This window comes from Geobacillus sp. C56-T3 (assembly GCF_000092445.1).
Classification (GTDB): domain Bacteria; phylum Bacillota; class Bacilli; order Bacillales; family Anoxybacillaceae; genus Geobacillus; species Geobacillus thermoleovorans.
The window spans coordinates 1,030,828-1,046,943 of the sequence record NC_014206.1 but is presented as its reverse complement, the minus strand read 5'-3'; the positions used below and the strand labels follow the sequence as shown (position 1 = coordinate 1,046,943).

The following is a 16,116-nucleotide window of genomic DNA, read 5'->3' as shown; positions in this document are numbered from 1 at the left end:
CCGTTTATTGGCTTACTTTGACCATGGCGGGCCGCAGCACGCGGTCTTTCAGCTTATAACCTTTTTGCAGCTCCTCAACAACCGTGTTCGGCTCATAGCCTTCCGCTTCCGCCTGCATGACGGCTTGGTGCAAATAAGGGTCAAACGGCTTTCCGACCGCCTCGATCGCCTCGACGCCTTCTTTCTTCAAGGCGTCAACAAGCGACCGGTACACCATTTCCATCCCTTGCAAAATCGATTTCGCCTGTTCGTTGTCCGTCTCTATTTTCAACGCGCGTTCAAAGTTGTCAAGCACCGGAAGCAAATCGCTCGCCAAGCTTTGGGCGCGGTATTTTTCAGCCGCTTCCATCTCCTGGCGCGTCCGGCGGCGGAAGTTTTCAAAATCGGCGTACAGGCGGAGATACCGGTGTTCCATCTCTGAAAGCTTCGCTTCCAATTCGGCGATCTGCGCCTTGGCCGCCGCCAACTCCTCGGCCGTTGGCGCTTTTTCCGCCGGCTCCGCCGCTTCCTCCCCACCGGCCTCTTCAAGCGGAACGCCGCCTGATTCCCCCTCGGGCTGCGGGGCGGCTTCTTCCTCGATCGGTTGCTCCCGCTCCGGCTCATCGTATGTAGCTTGTTCTATCACTTGTTTTTCTCCTTGCTCCATCGCTTTCACCTCCCTGCCGGGGCTCTTCCCTTTTATGTATCAATGGCCACAAGGAAAGGATGGATGCGCGATCCATCCGTTATCCAATATGGCCATTCTTATTGACTTTGATACCATTTCGCGAGCGCGGCCGACAAATCGGAAGCGACACGGTTTAAGACAGTGATGACGCGCGAGTATTCCATGCGCGTTGGACCAAGAATCGCGATCGCCCCGAGCGGCTCATCGCCGACCGAATACGTCGCTGTAATCAAGCTGCAGTTTTCCATGCCGCGCAGTTCGTTTTCATGCCCGATCGAAACCCGCACTCCTTTTTGGGTTTGCTTGCGGAGCAGGCGATAAATGTCTTTTTCCTGCTCAATGATGTCCAGAAGCGGGCGCACTTTTTGGATGTCGCTGAACTCCGGCTGGTTGAGCATATTCGCCTTGCCGGCGAAAAACACTTTTTCTTCTTCAGGGGCATCGAGCGTCTCAATGAGCGTATTGAGCACGCTGTCGTAGTTGCGGATGTGCCGGCGCAATACGTCGGCCACTTCCGTCTCCATTTTTTCTTTCAAATCAATGAGCGGAACGCCGGCGAGCCGCTCGTTGAAAATGTTGACCATTTTTTCGAGGTCGCCTGCGTCCATCGATGACGGAATCGTCACGACCCGGTTTTCAACATGGCCGGTGTCCGTCACGACGATGGCGACGGCTGTCTGTTCGTTGAGCGGAACGATTTGCATCCGCTTCAGTTTGCTTTCTTTAAACGTCGGCCCGAGCGCGATGGATGTATAGTTCGTCAGCTCGGATAAAATTTGCGCCGACTTTTGCATCAGTTTTTCCAGCTCATAGATGCGCTCAGCAAACACGGAGCGGATTTTTTGAATGTCCGCCCTTGTCAGCCGCTGCGGCGGCAGCAAATGGTCGACGTAGTAGCGGTACCCTTTTTCCGACGGCACACGGCCGGAAGAAATGTGCGTTTTTTCAATATAGCCGAGCTCCTCCAAATCCGCCATCTCATTGCGGATCGTCGCCGAGCTAAACGCGATTTGATGCTTTTTCGATAACGTCCGCGAACCGACCGGCTGCCCAGAACGAATGAAATCGTCGATAATCACCTGCAAAATCAGCAGTTGGCGGTCCGTTAGCACGTGTCTCACCTCTGTTAGCACTCGAACAATTCGAGTGCTAAATCTACTACTAGGGTAGCAAATCGCCCGGCAAATGTCAATGTTTACATTTCGCCGAGGAACGCGGCAAACACTTCATTGCCGAGCAGCTTGCCCCGTTTTGTCAAGCGGATGTGAGTCTCCGTTTCCTCGAGGCGTCCGTTTTCGATTTCCCGGCGGATCGCCGCGCCAAATATGTCGTGGAGGTCGCGGCCGAACTTTTGCCGAAAGCAGGCTTTGGACACCCCTTCCGTTTTGCGCAGCCCTAAAAACATTTCCTCTTCCATCTGCTCGCGAGTGGTCAAGCGGCGCACGTCGCGGTGCGGCCATTGGCCGCGTTCGATCGCGCTGATGTAATGCCGGATGGGACCGATATTCGCCCGCCGCACCCCGTCGATATAGCTGTGCGCCCCAGCGCCGATGCCGTAGTACTCCTCATTGTTCCAGTACGTCAAGTTGTGCCGGCTTTCAAATCCCGGCAAAGCATAGTTGCTGATTTCGTATTGCCGATAGCCAGCGGCAGCCATCTGCTCCATCGCCGCTTCGTACATCTCGGCTTCCATCTCTTCGCCCGGTAGACGGAGCCGCCCTTTCCGCCATTCGTTATAAAAAATCGTCCTTGGCTCCAAAATGAGGGAATAAGCAGAAAGATGCGGCACATGAAGCGAAAACGCCGCTTCTAAATCGGCCGTAAACTGCTCAAGCGTCTGCCCCGGCAAACCGTACATGACATCAATGCTGATGTTCTGAAACCCGACTTCTCTGGCCAACGCTACAGCCCGTATGACGTCGCCTCGCCGGTGCGTGCGGCCGATCGTTTGCAGAAGCTGATCGTCAAATGTCTGCACCCCCAGGCTCAGCCGATTCACTCCGGCATCGCGCAAAATAGCGAGCTTTTCTTTCGTCAAGCCGTCCGGGTTGGCTTCGACGGTAAATTCGGCCGTTTGTGGGTCAAACTGAAAATGGCGGTGGATGCTCGCAAGCAAACAGCCGAGCTGCGCCGGCTCAAGCACCGTCGGCGTGCCGCCGCCGATAAACAGCGTCTTGAGTTGGCTGCCAAATTCCGCCGCCGTCCACGCCATTTCTTTGTCCATCGCCCGCAAATAGTCGTCAATCGGCTGGCCGGCGGCGAATACTTTGTTAAAATCGCAATAATGGCAAATATGGGCGCAAAAGGGAATATGAAAATACGCTGAAACGGCCATCGGTCCTCCTCCTTTCAGCCGGCGGCGCCGCAGGAAACAAACAAGGCTATCCCCAACGGAGACAGCCTTGCTCGTTATTTTTTCTGGTCGTCGATTTTCAAGACGGCCATAAACGCTTCTTGCGGCACTTCGACCGACCCGATTTGTTTCATCCGCTTCTTTCCTTCTTTTTGCTTCTCAAGCAGCTTCCGCTTCCGCGACACGTCGCCGCCGTAACATTTTGCGAGCACGTTTTTGCGCAACGCTTTGATTGTCGAACGGGCGATGACCTTGTTGCCGATCGCCGCCTGCACCGGCACTTCAAATTGCTGGCGTGGAATCAAATCTTTCAGCTTTTCAACGATCGCTTTGCCGCGCTCGTACGCAGAGTCGCGATGAACGATAAACGATAAGGCATCGATTTTTTCGCCGTTTAGCAAAATATCCATCTTGACGAGATTGGACGGCCGGTAGCCGATCAATTCGTAGTCGAATGACGCGTACCCTTTTGTGTTCGACTTTAAAGCGTCGAAAAAGTCGTAGACGATCTCGGAGAGCGGAATATCGTAAATGAGCATGACGCGCTTTTCATCCAAATATTGCATATCGACAAACGTGCCGCGCTTTCCTTGACACAGCTCCATCACCGGCCCGACATAGTCGTTTGGCACCATGATTGTCGCTTTCACATACGGCTCTTCAATGCGGTCGATTTTTTGCGGGTCGGGCATGTTCGTCGGGTTGTCGACGTCAACTTCCGTTCCGTCGGTCAAATGCACCTTGTAAACGACGCTCGGCGCGGTCGTGATCAAATCGATATGAAATTCGCGCTCGAGCCGCTCTTGGATGATTTCCATATGAAGCAAGCCGAGAAATCCACAGCGGAAGCCGAACCCAAGCGCCTGCGACGTTTCCGGCTCAAAGTGGAGCGCCGCATCGTTCAATTGCAGCTTCTCGAGCGCCTCGCGCAAATCGTTGTAGCGCGCCGTATCGATCGGATACATCCCGCAAAACACCATCGGATTGAGCTTCCGATAGCCCGGGAGCGGTTCAGCTGCCGGCCGTTCGGCATCGGTGATCGTATCGCCGACGCGCGTATCTTTCACGTTTTTAATCGAGGCGGTCAAATAGCCGACATCACCGACCGTCAATTCGTCGACGACTTTTTGCTTCGGCGTGAACACGCCGACTTCCGTCACTTCAAACTCTTTGCCGGTCGACATCATTTTAATGCGCTGCCCTGGCTTCACCGTTCCGTCGACGACGCGGACATAGGCGACAACGCCGCGGTACGGGTCATAAAGGGAATCAAAAATGAGCGCTTTCAGCGGCGCATCCGGATCACCCGAGGGAGCCGGAATTTTTTCGACGATTTTTTCCAAAATTTCTTCGATGCCGATGCCGACTTTGGCCGAAGCAAGCACCGCGTCAGAGGCGTCCAAGCCGATGACATCCTCAATTTCTTGACGCACACGCTCCGGTTCGGCGCTTGGCAAATCGATTTTGTTAATGACCGACAAAATTTCCAAATTATTGTCGATCGCCAAATACACGTTGGCGAGCGTCTGCGCTTCAATGCCTTGCGCCGCATCGACGACCAAAATCGCCCCTTCGCAGGCAGCCAAACTGCGCGACACTTCGTACGTAAAGTCGACATGACCCGGCGTGTCGATCAAATGGAAAATGTACTCTTCGCCATTTTTCGCTTTATATGTCAACTGGACCGCATTCAATTTAATCGTGATGCCGCGCTCGCGCTCAAGCTCCATCGTATCGAGCGTCTGCTCGCGCAATTCGCGCTCCGACAGCGCCCCCGTTTTTTCCAAAATGCGGTCCGCCAGCGTCGATTTTCCGTGGTCAATGTGGGCAATAATCGAAAAATTGCGGATCCGTTCCTGTCGTTTCAACCGTTCTTCCCGGTTCATCGTCTCTCACTCCTGCTTCTTCGCAAAACTACACTAGCTTTGATTATAGCAACAGCGCGAAGAAGATTCAATGATGAACGAAAAGCCGAGTCAGTCAAGACTTTGTGGAGAACATTTTTTCGGTTCACTACGGGCGTTGTCAATCACTAGTTAGCGAACCATTTTCAGGAATTAATATCGTAAGCGCTTTCGGACTCTCATCCCTCATCTTGAGGCGATGATACGATATTCCATTTTTTTACACCCAACCACCATCCCGGAGCGCCGACAACGCTTGATGGATCGGCGTCCCGGATGACCGCTGCAGACACGGTAGATTCTGACGCACCACATCTGCCCATAACCGTCCGGCCTTCCGTTTGGCCTGTTCGATCCGCTTGGACTTTGTTGAGGCCGAGACGGCCGACTGGGGCTCTTGCTCCTCCCACCGTCCCTTTCTCCACCCGATCCCGTCGATTCGGGCCGCCATCGCCCTCAGAAACGCCCGAAGCCCTTGGTCTTTCCAGCTGCGGCGGGATTTCACCCGATGCGCAAACCGGCTCATCACGCTCTCGGCGTGGCCCATCGGACGCATGCCGGTCGTCTCCACCCCTTGCTCCGACAGCCACTCCCGATAGTCCCGGATGCATCCCGGCATCGACTCGATCCGGCGGATCATGGCAGCCATCTGCTTCTCTTTCGCTTCGTCCTCCAACGTGCCGACCGCGCTGTTCAGCTCCACCAGAAGCCCCTCTTCGTCTTGTTTCGCCAGCTTCTTCCGCACCTCCCGCCAACGCGGATGGCCGGACAGACACTGACGCAGCTCCCGCGCCACATGAAATCGATCCAGCTGAAAGCACGCCCGCTTCCCAAAATACTCCCGGCAGGCCGTGATCCACGACGCCGCGTCGCCGTTGATGATCAAAAGGTCCCGGCACGGATCATAGGCATATTCGTTCATCAGCCACTCTTCAAACCGTTCCCACACGTCTCCCGCCCCTTCATGGAGGTAGTGGCGCCGGTTTACCAGCTCAAGCTGCGAACCGTTTCGTTTCCATCCCTCGTGAATCGCCAGGATTTTCTCTTCTTTCGCCCGTTTCCCTTTCCCCTGGCGGGAAATGAACAGCCCATCCGCCTCCACAAACAGCACTCGGCCGTGCCGTTTGGAAACAGGGTGGTGCAGCGAGACAGGGGCCTCCAGCACCAGTTGGCGAATCGCCTCGTGGCTCATGACCGCATACCCTACGATCGACTCGAGTGTGCGAGCCGCTTTGCGGTAGGAAGAGCACTCTACGGCCAACTCGACCGCCGTTTCCTCGAGGCAAGGACTGATCGATCGGGCCCCATCAAAGCCTAATTCGGCATCCAGCAAGAAGGTATAGTTCCCCGTTTGCCGGTCATAGTAGTAGTTCCGTCGAAACGTCACTTCTCCAAACAGCGTTTGGATCGTAGTCGGCCGTTTGTCTTTCAGCTGATACCGGCGCTTGTCCCGCGCTTCCGCCAGTTGTTGATCAATCTCCTCCAAAAGGGCCGCCAACAAGACAGCGAACACCTTTTGAAGAGTTCTGACTAATTGTTCCTCCAGCTCTTTTAATAAAGGCCATTCTGTGGTAAGATGTTTCATGGACTCTCTCCCTCCTGTTTTCGGTTGATGTTGACAATCACCATCATAGCAGGGAGAGAGTCCTTTTTGCATGACATTTGCTTTTTTCTACCGCGCTTCGCTTGGTGGCCCCGACGAGCGTCGCGAACAAAAGTTCGCAACCCTCGTCGGGGATCATTTCGGAATGTCACCCACAAATATTTTACTCACACCGAAAAGCCAAGCCGCCGTTCGAGCTTTCCGGAAAGACGCGAAACGGCCAGATCCGCGCCAAGAAAACAATCGACAATATGGAAAGCGCAGCACTTTGTGCTCCAGCCGGCGGACGGCGTCCAAAAGAAAAAGCCGCCATTGTGACGGCACGTTCCTGTTTCGTCCGCACATGAACGGGCTAGTCCAACACCCGGCCGACGAGCGAAAACAGCATTTCCATGAGCGCGGTGACGGCATCGGCAAAAAGTTGGCCGAGCCTAGAGAACAAGTTGAACGTTTTCAGCTCGCGAATCGTTTCTTGCTTTTCTCCTAAATCTCCAGCAACGACCGGCCGGCCAAACACCGCCGCTTCCACCTCACCATTTTCCCTTTTTTTCATATCGATGACGGATGGAAACGACGGATCGGCATAACCGCGCATCCGTTCAATGCCGCGATGCGCCTCTTGCATGCCAAACAACACGCCGAAAAAAAGAAGAAAGATCGCTAGAGTAAAGCGGATGAACCATCGTGCCATAGTGACGCTCCTTTACTTTTTCTCCGCCGGAGCCGGCGCTTCGACTTTTTCCGCCTGCCAATAATAGTCGCTGAATACGTCAGCGAGCGCCGACACGGAACGAAACAACTCAGTAAACGTATTGTCAACACCGCCGACTTCAATTAAAATCGCGTTTTCCGATAAATCTTGATTAAACTTGCCGTTCGTCCCGGCTCCTTTTTTCTCGATCACCCCGCGGCTCAACCCTGGATATTTCTTTTGCAGCAACTGATGCAACGCGGTAGCCAGCTGCAAGTTTTTCTCGTATGTCGCGTTTTCTCCGCCAATAATGAATGCGACACGCGCATAATCAACGCCGTGGATCGTAGCCGTCGTATATTTCCGCCGCCGCGAATCGCGATGGATATCGATGAAGTAGTGCAAGTCACGACTTTGCTTCATCGCTGCGACCACTATTTGGCGAGACATATCATACGATTGGGAGTATTTCATTCCTTTCTTTAACAATTCGCTGACAATGTCGATTTTGCTCACTTCAGCCCCGATGCCGCGCTTTTCCAGTTCTTCCGCTAACTTTTCCCCCACTTTTGTGATGTTGACCGTCGGGTGAAACGCCAAATCCGGGTCAGTGACCCCTTTGAGCGCCGGCAAAAACGACTCATGCGTATGGGTATTGTAAATGTAGACTACTTTTTTCCCTCCGGTCGTCTGTGATGGCGGGGGAACCGGTTTTTCATCTTCGTTCTTGTTTGCTTGTTCGAGTTCATCGACCGAGGCTTGCCGTTCCGCAAGCATCGCCTCCAGCGGCGGCGCTGATTCGTATGGCATGTTCGTATAATCCGTTCCTTCACCAGCGATGAGAATTTTGCTGTCATAAAGGGCAAAGCCCGGCAGCTCGCTGCCAAGCAGGCTGCGCGGGTCATCGGGATTGATGCTCGTCGCCAGGCGGAACAATAGCGATGAGTAATTCGTCTGCCGCCGATCTTTCGGCAGCAGCTGCGCAAAATATCGATTTTCCAAGGCGAACAGACGAATGAACGTCTCTTCCGGAAAATGGGCCGCCATATCGTTCAGCGATGATGACGACGGACGGTATTCCGGCCGTAGCGATGTGAGCGCTCCGACAAGCATAAACATCATCATGCAGCCAAGGATGATGAGCATCAACAGTTTCTTTATGCTGGCTCCTGGAATCGCGATCATGACGTTTGGGGAGCGCCATCGTTTCATATTCCCACCCTTTCCCGGCTTGTCTCCTCAGTTTAACGTATGGCCAAGCGGGAAAAGATAGAACTGTTTTTTGTCTAATGGGTGTAGGAGCCGACATTGCCTTGGTCGACTTGCCGATGCAGCGCCGCATTCAAGCCGCCGGCTAATAAGTTGGCCATATCGCCGATAAACGAATCGATCTCTTTTGGAGTCACCATCAAATTATGCCCGAGCGGGGCGAGCACTTCATAGATGAGACGCCGCTTTTCTTCATCGCCAAGCGTGCCGACCATGCCAAGAAACGTCGACCGTTCTTGCGGCGACGGCATGTCTTGTTCCGTCAATTTTCGTTTGCGCCCAAACGTCCAGCCCGCCGGAGCGAGCGCGCTTGACGGCCGTTTCCCTTCGCGCATTTCGCGGCCAAAGTGCTTCAAAATGAAATCGATCGTGTCGCTCGTGATGGAGACCGCATCGACAACCGTCGGAACGCCGATCGAAATGACCGGAATGCCAAGCGTTTCATAGCTTAACTCTTTCCGCTTGTTGCCGACCCCGGAGCCAGGATGGATGCCGGTGTCAGAAATTTGAATCGTCGCGTTGACCCGTTCGATCGAGCGGGCAGCCAAGGCGTCAATCACAATGACAAAATCCGGCTTTGTTTTCCGGACGACGCCGTCGATAATGTCGCTCGTTTCAATCCCGGTCGTCCCCATCACCCCCGGAGCAAGGGCGCTCACCGGCCGGAAGCCTTCCTCGACGCTTTCCGGCTGCAGCTGGAACAAATGACGGGTGACAAGCACGTTTTCCACCGTGAGCGGCCCGAGCGCGTCCGGGGTGACGTTTTGGTTGCCGAGCCCAACGATCAAGCAGCTCGCTTGATCAGGGATGCGGAGCCGCTTGAAAAAGGCGCTGAGCTGCTCGGAAAAAATGCGCTGCACGTTTTGCTGCAGCTCGGTGTTTTGTTCGCGGATGCCTTGCGCTTCAATCGTCACGTAGTGGCCCGGCTTTTTGCCGATCGAGGCCGCTCCTTGTTCCGTGACATGCACATGCGACAGCTTGACGCCGTTGATCTCCTCGTCATGAATGATGACCCCCTCAATCGGCGCGGCGCTTTCTTGTTTTTGCTGCAAGCGCTCCTCGAGTGCGATCTCATGCGCTTCGATCGCTAAATCCGTGCGCACCGAGTACTGGCGTAAATCGAGCGGCTGTTCCATGTCGTTCCTCCCCATTTCTGCCGTTTTCTTTTATTGTCGCCGCAATCAGGCCCGGTCATTCATGTTTCGTAAAGGATTTTCGCTTGAACACTCTTGCATATTCAAAACACGTTTGATAGAATAACACTTGTTCTTCCTGTTGTTCACAACAGAAATAGGAACGGTAACGGAGGTGAACGAACGTGGCTAACATCAAATCAGCGATCAAACGCGCGAAAACGAGCGAAAAGCGCCGGGCTCACAACGCCTCGATGAAATCGGCCATGCGTACGGCGATCAAAAAATTTGAAGCGCTTGTTGAATTGAAAGACGTAGAAAAAGCGCGCGAGGCGTTCATTATCGCGTCGAAAAAATTAGACAAAGCTGCAAGCAAAGGCCTTATCCATAAAAACGCCGCCAGCCGGCAAAAATCGCGCTTAGCGAAAAAATTGAACAGCATCCAAGCTTCCTAATCAAAAACGACCTGGCGCCAGGTCGTTTTTTTGTTTTTCTTTTGTTCACGGCAAACGGCCGGGCGATCGCTTCACCGCCGGCCGTGGCGCCCCGCTTGCGCCGGGCGGGCGCTCCAGCGCATCAGAAGCAGCTCAACGGCCAACCGGCGATCGACCGCCCCGCTTTTCACTTCGTAATCGGCGTCAGCGAGCTCGTTGATCGCCTCAGCAAGCTCTCCGTCAGCGAAGCGGGCCGCTTGAGCAAGAGCGAGCTTGACGCGGAACGGGTGCACCTTGAGCGCCGCAGCAATTTGCGCCTGTCCGTAGCCTAAGGAGGCAAGCCATTTCACTTGCGAAAGCAAGCGGAAATGGGCGGCGAGCAGCGCCAAAATTTTGATCGGCTCTTCATTGTTTTCAAGCAGATCATAAAACGTCTGCAACGCTGCTGGAATGTCGCGCTTCGCCACTTGCTCGACAAGCACAAATACGTTTTCTTCCGGCGTGCGGGCGACAAGCCGCTCAACCGCCGCCGCCTCGATGGTTCCGCCCGATCCGGCAAACAGGGCCAATTTATCGATTTCATTCGCCAAGGCGGAAAGCTGCGTCCCGGCCCGCCGCAACAAGACATCAATCGCCTCGTCGCTTGCTTGCGCCCCTTGGCTCTCGATGCGGCGCCGCACCCAGGCACGCAGCTCCGCTTCGGCGAGCGGGGCGGCGATGACGACTTCGCTTTGCTCTTTGGCGAGCTTCGTAATTTTTTTTCGCTCATCAAGCTTCTCGTACGGCGCGAAAAAGACGACGATCGAAAACGGCGACGGCGCCTTCAAGTACGCCTCCAGCTTCGCCAAATCATGTTCGATCTCCTTCTCTTTTTCAGACGTAAAAAAATATGGATGCTTGATGAGAATGACACGCCGCTCGCCGAAAAACGGCACCGTCTCGGCCTCCTCAAGCGCCGCCTCGATCGGCGTTTCCTCGCAGTCGTACACAGCCAAGTTCCACTCCCGCTCCTCGGGGCCAAGCGCTGCGTTCACCAATCGCTCATACGTTTCCGTTAATAAAAACGGCTCATTGCCGTATAATAAATAAAGGGGAGAAAAACGCCGTTTTTCAATGTTTCCCCATACGCGTTCCAGCATGTTCCCGTCTCCATTCCCTAGCAAACGTCTCTGCTAGAAAAGATACACCGTTTTTCGTCATTTTACAAGGGAACCGGCTGCCGAAAAAACCGGTTCCCCTTTATATAAACGCCAGCCTATAAGTCCTAGGACCTTATTGGCCAGCGGGTTATTTTTATGTTTTCCCGGCTGTTTGAAAGTATTTGTGTCAACTGTTGTCAAGGAAGGAAAAGAAGCAAGCGGCGGTAGATTTTTCACGCGTTTTCGTCTATACTAAAAATGATTGAACGAGGAGGGGGAAAACGATGAACGTATTTGAAAAGGAAGTGCAAAGCCAACGAAATGACGCCGTCGATTCCGCCGTCGGATTCATCGTGTCGTTCGGCTTTTTCGCTACCATGTTCATCATCGCAACGTTGATCGAATTTTTCGGTCGATAAGGATTGCTTACATAAGCAATCCTTATTTTTTGTTTCTGCTGAAACGTTCCGTTTTTTTGTGCACTACATCTTATGGTTTCATCACCTGAAAGGTTCCACCGTTTTCGTCATACACATAGCGAATGGCCCCGTTTTCATCCGTCCGCCAAATGATCGCCCGTTGTTGCCCAAGCCGCATAAGCACCTCGGGGGACGGATGCCCGTAGCGATTGTAGCGGCCGACGGAAATGATGGCCGCTCGCGGCTTGACCGTCCGCAAAAACGGCTCTGTTGTCGACGTTTTGCTGCCGTGGTGGGCGACTTTCAATACATCGACACGCAGCGTCGGATAAGCGCGGATAAGCGCCTGTTCCGCCTCTTCCTCGATATCCGCAGCAAACAGCCATGTCAAGCGGCCGAGGCGGGCGAGCAATACAAGCGAGCCGTTATTATCCTCATTGTTTCCCGCCTCCGGGTGCAATACGGAAAACGCGGCATCCCCCACCTTCCACCGATCCCCCCGCACGCCGGCGGCCACCGGCACGGAAAACGGGCGCGCCATCGCCTTGACGGCCGGCAGCGCTCCTGGGCTTGTGACAATCTTCTTGACGCGCACGGCTGCCATCACCTCGGGAGCAGACCCGATATGGTCGGCGTCATCGTGCGTCAAAATCAGTTGATCAAGCGTCCTCACCCCTTGGGCTTTTAAAAACGGCACGACAACGTCGCGGCCGACAGAAAACGGACGCGACCGCTTGCGCCACGGTTCGCGCGCCCATTCCGGCGTCCCGCCCGTGTCAATGAGATAGACCGCTTTGCGATGCGGAAGCTCGATATAAACGCAGTCCCCTTGTCCAACATCCAATATCGTTACTTCTCCCTTTGGATTCATATACAGAGAAGCCATATGCAGCGCCGTCGCCGCCGCCACCGCTGTCAATCCGCGGATCAGGCGGCCGCGTTCCCAATCCAAAAACGCCGCCGCGATGGCTGTCAGATAACCAGCTAAGCACCACGGCCCCGGACGGCCGAGCACAAGCATAAACGAGTAATCGACCGAGAAAAAATGGACAACCGCGTCCGTCAGCTCAATGAGACGGCTAAACAGCCAAATGAGCGGAGAAAAGGGAAAAACTGCGGATAGGAAAGCGAGTGGCAAGATGACAAATGAATACCAAGGGACAAAGAAGACATTGAGTCCTACGCTCCAAACAGAAACTTCATAAAAATGGTAAAGCAAAACCGGCAGCGCGGCAAGCTGAGCGGCGAGCGCGGTCTGAAACAAGTTTTGGAGCATCGAACGAGCAGAGGCGAGCACCGATACATGGGCGAGAAGGGCAAACGTGACAAGAAACGATAGTTGAAAACCGACATCCCAAACCATATAGGGGTCAAAGACGAGCAGGGCAAGCGCTGTCCAACTCAACGCATCCAGCGGATGGATCATTGCTTTTTTCCACTGGACGGCCAACACAATCATCCCGGTCGCACAAGCGCGCAGCACCGACGGCGAAGCGCCGGCGAGCACCGCATACATAGGCAAGAAAACGAGCAAAGCAAGCACGGCCGCTTCGCGCGTCACAAACCGAATGGCAGCGGCCAACGCAGCACTGACAAGCAGGGTGACATGGCCGCCGGAAATGGCCAACAAATGGATGATCCCGAGCTGCTGGTAACCGCTAATCACTTCCTCGTCCAACGAGCGGCGTTCGCCATAAATGAGCGCAGCGGCGATGCCGGCCGCTTCCGGCGGAAACCGGGCTTCAATGCGGCGGACGCCAGCCTCGCGAATGGCTTCAAGCCGTTCGATGATGGTGGGACGGACGCGCACGCAAGCAGAAAGATCGATCGCCTCAGGGAGAAAGAGCCAATGAATGCGGTGGCGGCGCAAATAAAGGCGGTAATCAAACGCATACGGATTGCCAGCTGGCATGGGGCGCTCGAGCATTCCGCTCAGCCGGCACACGACCCCGGGCATAAGACGCGCACGCAGCGCTTCTTTTTCCGCAGCTGTCCGAATGATGTAACGGAGCTGCACCCGCTCCTTGCCAGCTTGCACCGCCGCCTGCAATCGATCGCCGTCGATCGCCGGCGCGGCGGAAAAACGAACGGAAAGCGAATGACGGCCGCCGGAAAGGGAAGTTTTGTTATGATGATCAACGATGAGAAAATAGGCAAAAAAGAAGAGAGCTGCAACGAGAGCAGGAAGGAAACAGTGCGGCCGGCGGATGAAAAGAAGAAGGAGATAAACGATAAGGAGAAGACATGTGGTTTTGGACGGAGAGGCCGCCGCCACGGCCAAAAGCGCCGCCGCGGCGGGATAGACGGCTTGTCCTTTCATGCTTCACCTCCGCCGCCGGAAAGCAAGGCGAACACATCCGTTTTCAGCGGCACTTGCACGAGCCGGACGCCAGCTTGGGCAAACAGCTCCAAGGCGTACGGGTGGTTTTTGTAGTCTTGGGCGTAATAGACAGCGCGAATGCCGCTTTGAATGATCGCCTTGCAACAATGCAAGCACGGAAAATGGGTGACATACATCTCCGCCCCCTCGGTCGGGACGCCGAACTTGGCGCATTGCAAAATGGCATTCATTTCCGCATGGATCGTCCGTACACAATGGCCGTCAATAACGTAGCACCCTTCATCGGTGCAATGGGCGCCGCCGGCGATCGAGCCGTTGTACCCGCCGGCGATGATGCGCTTATCGCGCACAATCGTCGCTCCGACCGCCAGCCTTGTGCACGTGCTGCGCAGCGCCAACAGATGGCTTTGCGCCATAAAGTATTGATCCCATGTGATGCGTTCCATTTTACGTCCCTCCGCTCGTTTCCATACTTTTAGTCTACCCGCCGCCGCCTGCCCCCGTCAACGCCGAAAAACGTCCGCAGCAGCCTTGATCCGCCCATAAACGAGAATCATTGCGCTCCCCCGCCTCGCTTACGGCACAAGCAAATACGGTTTCAATTTCTCCAGCGTTTTTTCACCAATTCCGGTTACATTCAACAAATCCTCCACCCGCCGAAACGGCCCGTGTTCTTCGCGATAGGCGATGATCGCTTTTGCCTTCGCCGGTCCGATCCCGGGAAGCTGCATCAACTCCTCTTCCGTCGCTGTATTGACCGCCACTTGCGGCCCGTCCCGAGCCCCATCGCTCGGAGACGTGAAGGTGGCATTTGACGTCGCTGCGGCCTCGCCTTTTGCCGGGACGTAAATCATCATTTCATCGCGCACTTTTGCCGCCAGATTGACTTTCGTTTCATCCGCCTCGTCCGTCAATCCACCGGCTAGGGCGATGACATCGCGAACGCGGGCGTCCGCCGCCACCTCGTACACTCCTGGTTTCGCGACCGCCCCTTTCACATCCACCACAGCGGTTTTTGACGCCTCGTCCTTTTTTTCTTCCGTCCGGGCGGCATCCGTTTCAGCCGCCGCCGGCAAGACGACTTGCCCCTTTTCATCCGTCGGATGACGAAACACCCATAACCCCGCCGCCGCAGCAAACAACAAGAACATCCCTACTTTCCCATAACGTTTGCCAAGCTCCTGCACATGCTCCCACATACGATCCCATCCTTTCCATCTCAAGTCATAAACCGAGCCTTTTTCTCATACATATCGAAAAAGAGAGTCCGGTAAACCAAAACCGGGAGGGGGGACAACACATGAACATCGGCGTCATCGGCACGGGGAATATGGGCACCATCTTAATCGAAGCGTTCCTCGACTCCGGCGCCGTGAAAGCGGATCAGCTCGTCATCACGAACCGTACGCTTGCGAAAGCGTTCGCGATACAACGCGCGCATCCCGGCATTGCAGTGGTTGCCGATGCGGCTGAAGTCATCAAACAATCCAGCCTCGTCTTTTTATGCGTCAAACCGCTCGACATCCACCCATTATTGCAGCAACTGGCCCCGCACTGGACAAGGGAGCATTGCCTTGTGTCGATCACAAGCCCGATCATCGTAAAACAGCTTGAAGCAGCCGTCCCTTGCCAAGTCGTGCGCGCCATTCCGAGCATTGCAAACCGGGCGCTCTCCGGCAGCATCCTTGTCACCTTCGGATCACGCTGTTCGACCGCCTGCCGGCAAACGATCGATGATCTTCTCCGGCGCATCGCCTCGCCGGTGTACATCGACGAGGCCATCACCCGCGTCGCCTCCGACATCTCAAGCTGCGGTCCGGCGTTTTTCAGCTATTTGCTTCAGCGCTTCATCGACGCCGCAGCGGCCAAAACCGCCATCACGAAGGAACAGGCGACGATGCTGGCGACCGATATGATCATCGGCTTAGGGGAATTGTTGAAGCGAAACTTGTACACACTCCCGACGCTGCAGGAAAAAGTTTGCGTCAAAGGCGGCATTACCGGGGAAGGAATCGCTGTGTTGGAACAACGAATGAACGGCGTCTTTGAAGAAGTGCTGGCGAAAACACATGAGAAGTTTAAAGAAGATGTGGAGAAGGTGAAGCAGCAGTTTTCGTGAACATGAATTCGACAGCAAGGAGCAAATTCCTGCTTGACCCGACA

Annotated in this window: 15 protein-coding genes; 3 read left to right on the top strand and 12 right to left on the bottom strand. The window is 54.8% G+C overall.

Annotated features, from left to right (window positions below; genetic code table 11):
* Window positions 1-4: 4 nt before the first annotated feature.
* The 8 genes from grpE to gpr all read right to left on the bottom strand — a co-directional run bounded on the left by grpE (window position 5) and on the right by gpr (window position 9,623).
* Window positions 5-646: a nucleotide exchange factor GrpE gene (grpE, locus tag GC56T3_RS05310; protein WP_013144700.1), complete on the bottom strand. Its 642-nt coding sequence runs from the start codon at window positions 644-646 to the stop codon at window positions 5-7.
* Window positions 647-744: 98 nt separating this feature from the next.
* Window positions 745-1,779: a heat-inducible transcriptional repressor HrcA gene (gene hrcA / locus GC56T3_RS05305; protein ID WP_013144699.1), complete on the bottom strand. Its 1,035-nt coding sequence runs from the start codon at window positions 1,777-1,779 to the stop codon at window positions 745-747.
* Window positions 1,780-1,862: 83 nt separating this feature from the next.
* A complete protein-coding gene (gene hemW / locus GC56T3_RS05300) occupies window positions 1,863-3,002 on the bottom strand; it encodes a radical SAM family heme chaperone HemW (RefSeq protein WP_013144698.1) in 1,140 nt (379 codons plus the stop codon).
* A 74-nt stretch (window positions 3,003-3,076) separates the two neighbouring features.
* Window positions 3,077-4,906 (bottom strand): translation elongation factor 4, encoded by a 1,830-nt coding sequence (lepA, locus tag GC56T3_RS05295; RefSeq protein ID WP_013144697.1) that lies wholly within the window; start codon window positions 4,904-4,906, stop codon window positions 3,077-3,079.
* A 238-nt stretch (window positions 4,907-5,144) separates the two neighbouring features.
* Complete coding sequence (locus tag GC56T3_RS05290) at window positions 5,145-6,509, bottom strand: ISLre2 family transposase (protein ID WP_013145704.1); 1,365 nt, start codon at window positions 6,507-6,509, stop codon at window positions 5,145-5,147.
* 370 nt (window positions 6,510-6,879) lie between these two features.
* Window positions 6,880-7,218, bottom strand: a complete 339-nt coding sequence (locus GC56T3_RS05280; RefSeq protein ID WP_013144696.1) for a YqxA family protein — start codon at window positions 7,216-7,218, stop codon at window positions 6,880-6,882.
* A gap of 12 nt (window positions 7,219-7,230) precedes the next feature.
* Window positions 7,231-8,430 carry a stage II sporulation protein P gene (spoIIP, locus tag GC56T3_RS05275; RefSeq protein WP_013144695.1) on the bottom strand — a complete coding sequence of 400 codons (1,200 nt, stop codon included), beginning with the start codon at window positions 8,428-8,430 and terminating at the stop codon, window positions 7,231-7,233.
* 74 nt (window positions 8,431-8,504) lie between these two features.
* Window positions 8,505-9,623, bottom strand: coding sequence for a GPR endopeptidase (gpr, locus tag GC56T3_RS05270; protein WP_011231990.1), 1,119 nt, complete (start codon window positions 9,621-9,623; stop codon window positions 8,505-8,507).
* 182 nt (window positions 9,624-9,805) lie between these two features.
* Here gpr and rpsT point away from each other — a divergent pair, with 182 nt between their 5' ends.
* Window positions 9,806-10,075, top strand: a complete 270-nt coding sequence (gene rpsT / locus GC56T3_RS05265; RefSeq protein ID WP_011231991.1) for a 30S ribosomal protein S20 — start codon at window positions 9,806-9,808, stop codon at window positions 10,073-10,075.
* Between the two features lie 71 nt (window positions 10,076-10,146).
* Here rpsT and holA read toward each other — a convergent pair whose 3' ends face one another.
* Entirely contained in the window at window positions 10,147-11,193 is a 1,047-nt protein-coding gene (holA, locus tag GC56T3_RS05260; RefSeq protein ID WP_013144694.1) for a DNA polymerase III subunit delta, read from the bottom strand.
* A gap of 284 nt (window positions 11,194-11,477) precedes the next feature.
* Here holA and GC56T3_RS18395 point away from each other — a divergent pair, with 284 nt between their 5' ends.
* Entirely contained in the window at window positions 11,478-11,612 is a 135-nt protein-coding gene (locus GC56T3_RS18395) for a YqzM family protein (protein WP_011231993.1), read from the top strand.
* A gap of 70 nt (window positions 11,613-11,682) precedes the next feature.
* Here the strand turns inward: GC56T3_RS18395 and GC56T3_RS05250 are convergent, their stop codons facing one another.
* The 3 genes from GC56T3_RS05250 to GC56T3_RS05240 all read right to left on the bottom strand — a co-directional run bounded on the left by GC56T3_RS05250 (window position 11,683) and on the right by GC56T3_RS05240 (window position 15,152).
* Window positions 11,683-13,932 carry a DNA internalization-related competence protein ComEC/Rec2 gene (locus GC56T3_RS05250; protein ID WP_013144693.1) on the bottom strand — a complete coding sequence of 750 codons (2,250 nt, stop codon included), beginning with the start codon at window positions 13,930-13,932 and terminating at the stop codon, window positions 11,683-11,685.
* Window positions 13,929-14,399: a ComE operon protein 2 gene (locus GC56T3_RS05245; RefSeq protein WP_013144692.1), complete on the bottom strand. Its 471-nt coding sequence runs from the start codon at window positions 14,397-14,399 to the stop codon at window positions 13,929-13,931. Before GC56T3_RS05245 ends, GC56T3_RS05250 begins: the two co-directional genes overlap by 4 nt.
* Window positions 14,400-14,528: 129 nt before the next feature.
* Window positions 14,529-15,152 carry a helix-hairpin-helix domain-containing protein gene (locus tag GC56T3_RS05240; protein ID WP_013144691.1) on the bottom strand — a complete coding sequence of 208 codons (624 nt, stop codon included), beginning with the start codon at window positions 15,150-15,152 and terminating at the stop codon, window positions 14,529-14,531.
* 101 nt (window positions 15,153-15,253) lie between these two features.
* On the opposite strand from GC56T3_RS05240, the gene comER reads away from it, so the two are divergent.
* Window positions 15,254-16,072, top strand: coding sequence for a late competence protein ComER (gene comER, locus GC56T3_RS05235; RefSeq protein WP_013144690.1), 819 nt, complete (start codon window positions 15,254-15,256; stop codon window positions 16,070-16,072).
* The last annotated feature ends 44 nt before the right edge of the window (window positions 16,073-16,116 follow it).